The following is a 4,305-nucleotide window of genomic DNA, read 5'->3' as shown; positions in this document are numbered from 1 at the left end:
GGTGAAGAAGCGCAGCTAGCCGCGTACCTTGTACTCCAGCCGGGCATGTCTTGGCCTGGGCATCAGGCAATACGGCAACATTTGCAACAAACCCTTCCTGAATACATGGTGCCTGTATTGTATAGGGAAATCGAGAAATTACCGTTAACACCCAACGGGAAGATAGATCGAAAATCATTACCGATGATCATAGACTTGCAACATGATAAATCTTATGTACCTCCTCGTGATCTGCAGGAGTTAAAAATGACAAAAATCTGGGAGAAAATTTTGAAAGTCCACCCAATTAGTGTCACCAGTAACTTTTTCTCGATTGGTGGACATTCCTTAAAAGCTATTCAGTTATTACATGAAATTAACGCGGAATTTGGTACGGAATTACGTCTTGCTAGCCTTTTGAAAGAGCCGACAATTGCAAGTATTTGTGCACTTTTGGGCGGGGAAAAACAAAATTTGGCTTCTTCTTATCTTATTCAACTTCAAGAAGGTGAGAATCGTTCAACAAGCCCACTAATCCTGATCCATCCCCAAGGAGGAGGCATACTTCACTATTTCCATTTGGTTAATTCATTGGGAACGTCAGAGTGTATTTACGGAATTCAAGCCCCTGGTTATGAATCGGATGAAGAGCCATTAGATAGCATAGAAGAAATGGCAGAACTCTATGTTACAGAGATCAAAAGAAAGATCCCAACTGGTCCGTATAAACTGATTGGTTGGTCTTTTGGTGGAATGGTTGCTTACGAGATGGCACGAATGTTTGAAAAGATGGGTGAGAAGATTGAATTTATTGGTTTATTTGATGTTCAGCCTCTCGACCAATCTATGAATATTTATGATGAATTTACAGAGCAAGATGCAATTATGTATTTTGCTACTTTATTCGATCTAGATCCCCTCCAATTTGACAGAACAGATAGCGAGACTGCACTAAATCTACTACTGGATGAAGCAAGGAAACGTGAGGATTGGCCGGTAGGCATGAGTTCCAAACAATTAAAACAAAAAATGAATGTGTTGGTAGCTGCGGGACAAGCGATGGGGAAATACAGATATGGCAATCCGATTAATTCTGATCTCCAGTTATTTTATGTACAAGAGGTATCTAAACATCTTCATAAGCTAATTAATCCAAGCCACTGGAAACATCGAACCAAAGGCACGTTAAGCACATTCCTTGTGCCTGGGGATCATAATACCATGGCGTTACCACCTCACGTAGACGAACTGGCTCAGATGATCATGACTTATTGGAATGAATACTCTGCAGAGGGTGGGAGGGAGACTATTGATATCGGATCTCAAAAATAATGTAATATCCAAAGAAAAGATAGGAATTGGGATGGCTTATGGTACTTTTGGAGAGTTATTACAAGGCATGACAGTGGAGAGTAACCAGGATTTTTTGGTTACTTTCCCTATCCAAAATTTCACTAAAGTCGTGTTTTGTCCTGATTCAACCCCACGATTGAAAGTTATACCGGAGTTCAAACAAAAATCAGCAAGACTGGCAACCGAAATTTTAAACATATTCAAGCTGCCGCCAGGTGGAACGATTTGTATTGAAAGTGATTTACCCGTGGGAAAAGGATTAGCAAGTTCATCTGCAGATCTGGTAGCTACTGCGAGGTCGATTGAATCCTATTATGGTATAACGATTCCCTTACAGCTACTGCAGAAGGTGATGAAAGATATTGAGCCGAGTGATGGAGTGATGTACCCGGAGGTCGTAGCTTTCTATCATAGAGAGGTCGAACTATTTGAAAAATTAGGTGTTCTTCCAAAACTTACGGTACTTGCCATAGACGAAGGCGGGGAGATTGATACGATCCAATATAATCGGAATAAAAAAGAATTTACGATCGAAGAGCGTACCCAATACACAGATTTAATGATGCAGTTAAAGTTTGCCTTTTGTAATCAAGATGTGCATTCGATCGGTCAGGTTGCAACGAGAAGTGCCCTGTTGAATCAAGAGAGGCTAGCAAAGCAAAGTATCTCACACTTACTTGAAATATCGAATAACTATAACGCATTGGGTGTTATCATCGCCCACAGCGGTACGTATATTGGTATTTTACTCTCCGATGATGAGACTGATTACAAAGACAAATTAGAAGCAATCCATGTAGATCTGAGAAACGTCTATGGAGAGGTTAAAATATTTCATTCCGTTTCTACGATTAGTAATGCGATGGACAAATAAGTGTTTTCACCAAGAAGGTGTAACAGTTCTGAGCTAGGAAAGGACGATGAATTTGGGGAAAATTAAGTTTTTACAGCCCTTAAAAAACAAGCGATTTTCTTTATTGTTTTCAGGACAATTGTTATCTGACTGTGGCAATTGGCTTGACTATATTGCCATATACACGTTACTGGTGTATACATGGCAACTTGGTCCTGATGCGGTGGCTGCTCAAGTTATTGCCGCAGGTGTCCCCTGGATATTTCTTGGGCCATTGATTAGTGTATGGGTGGATCGTTTGCCTACTAAAGTAACTCTTGTTGTATCAGATATACTTCGGGCAATCATTGTATTTTGTTTGTTTTTTACGACCTCGCTTTGGTTATTGTTAATGCTGGTTTTTCTAAAGAATTCAGTTGCTACAGCTTTTGAACCAGCAAGGATGAAAACAATTAAAAGTGTTATCCCTCATCAAGAACTTTCTCAAGCCATTTCACTTAGTCAAACTTCTGTTTATTTAATGAAAATTATTGCTCCTATTGTTGGCGGAGTAATTGCTGCTCAGACTTCCTCATCATTTATCTTTTTAATTGAAGGTGTACTCTTTCTCATCTCTTCAGTGTTACTTTCGTTTATTCCAAATGATTTGAACCAAACACAATCTGTTGATAAGCCGAAGTTTTGGAAAGAACTAACAGGTGGGATCAAACATTTAAAAACGACAGCTACACTTCTAATGGCAGTGATTCTAGTATCGGTTTCCTTGTTCTTGATTTTTCTCTTTGAAGGTCTGTTTGTATTGTGGGCCAAGGAACAAAATCTGTCAGAGCAGGCTTATGGCATGCTTATCAGTGCAATTGGTCTTGGTAGCCTCGTAGGTGTATTGGGCGGGGGGAGTTGGGAGGGATGGAAGAAGAGTCCCTTATCTAGTATAAGCAGTGCTGTCTTCATTTCAGGAATTCTAGTTACTATACTTGGAATAGGCGGTATGCTGTCATTTCAGCTTCCAACTCTTGTTTGGAGTGCCATGGCATTTTGTGCGGGTGTATGTGCCGCATTCACGACTGTACCGTTCGGATATATATTACAGACAGAAACACCTTCCCATTTAATTGGGCGGGTTACCGGGAGTTCTAATGCACTTCAGAATGTATCTACGTTTCTCGCGCCATTGCTGGGTGCATCTTTGGCAGCGGCATTCTCGACTAACTTTGTATTTTTAGGAGCTGGAGTTGGTCTCGTGCTTCTTGGGGGGATCTCGACAATGACTGTACTCACCAATAAATCGAGAGATTCCTCCAATATAGAGCAGAAACAGGAGAATTATTAATTACTAGACACCTGTTTTAGATTTCATCAAACTTGAGGGTGATTGAATGGAGAGGTGCAAATATGGATACTTCCAAAACTTCTTTACTTGAGAATCAAGCCAATGAATATGAGAATTTTATTAGGAGTAACCGACATATTGTTTTAACAAGCAAGGAGCTGGATGAATTAAGTGTGATTTGTCGACTTGCACAAGTGACGCCACATGATATTTTGAAATTAACCTTTTATTTCTTATTGCAAAAATACAATTTTAATCGAGAAAATCCAGTCTATACTTTGACTGGAGGGCAACTAGAGTCAGTATGTATTGATTATGCTGACAGTGATTCTTTCAATGACATCATAAAAGGGTTTTCAGATGGAAATGTATATCGACAAACAGTAGAATTTTCACAATTAAATAAACAAAACCATAACAATTTCTTATTTGAGGATAGGGAATTCGAGGAGAATATGGAGTGGTTTTTAGCCCCAGGGATCTCTTATGATATGGTGATGAGTTACAGATTTCAGGGGATGAATCTAAACTGTTCTCTTTTGTGCGGCAAACAAACGAAACAGAGCTTGGATTTTATTAACCAGATGTTATCTCATTTTGAGAGACTATTAATAAACCTGATTGGTAATATACATAAGCCTTTTGGGAAAGTCGGCATATTAGATGAGAACGAACGCAATCGACAGTTGATCGAGTGGAATCAAACTGAGCGAAAAAATTCAGGCAGGTATACTGCAATCCGGCGTTTTGAAGAGATGGTTGAGCACTATCCAAGCCGCATTGCGGTAGA

General features: G+C 39.7%; 4 protein-coding genes. All 4 read left to right on the top strand.

Annotated features, from left to right (window positions below):
• A partial coding sequence (locus tag ABIE27_RS30990; RefSeq protein ID WP_429352224.1) for a thioesterase domain-containing protein occupies positions 1-1,311 on the top strand: 1,311 nt, incomplete at its 5' end.
• The gene (locus ABIE27_RS30985; protein WP_240036847.1) at positions 1,289-2,206 is read left to right on the top strand and encodes a kinase; all 918 of its coding nucleotides are present in this window, start codon (positions 1,289-1,291) and stop codon (positions 2,204-2,206) included. The genes ABIE27_RS30990 and ABIE27_RS30985, both read left to right, overlap by 23 nt.
• Positions 2,207-2,252: 46 nt before the next feature.
• Positions 2,253-3,515, top strand: coding sequence for an MFS transporter (locus tag ABIE27_RS30980; protein ID WP_429352223.1), 1,263 nt, complete (start codon positions 2,253-2,255; stop codon positions 3,513-3,515).
• A gap of 62 nt (positions 3,516-3,577) precedes the next feature.
• A partial coding sequence (locus ABIE27_RS30975) for a hypothetical protein (protein ID WP_429352222.1) occupies positions 3,578-4,305 on the top strand: 728 nt, incomplete at its 3' end.

The sequence above is a fragment of the Paenibacillus sp. 4624 genome (assembly GCF_050435065.1).
GTDB classification, from domain to species: Bacteria; Bacillota; Bacilli; order Paenibacillales; family Paenibacillaceae; genus Paenibacillus; species Paenibacillus amylolyticus_D.
This window is presented reverse-complemented; position numbering and strand designations above follow the sequence as displayed.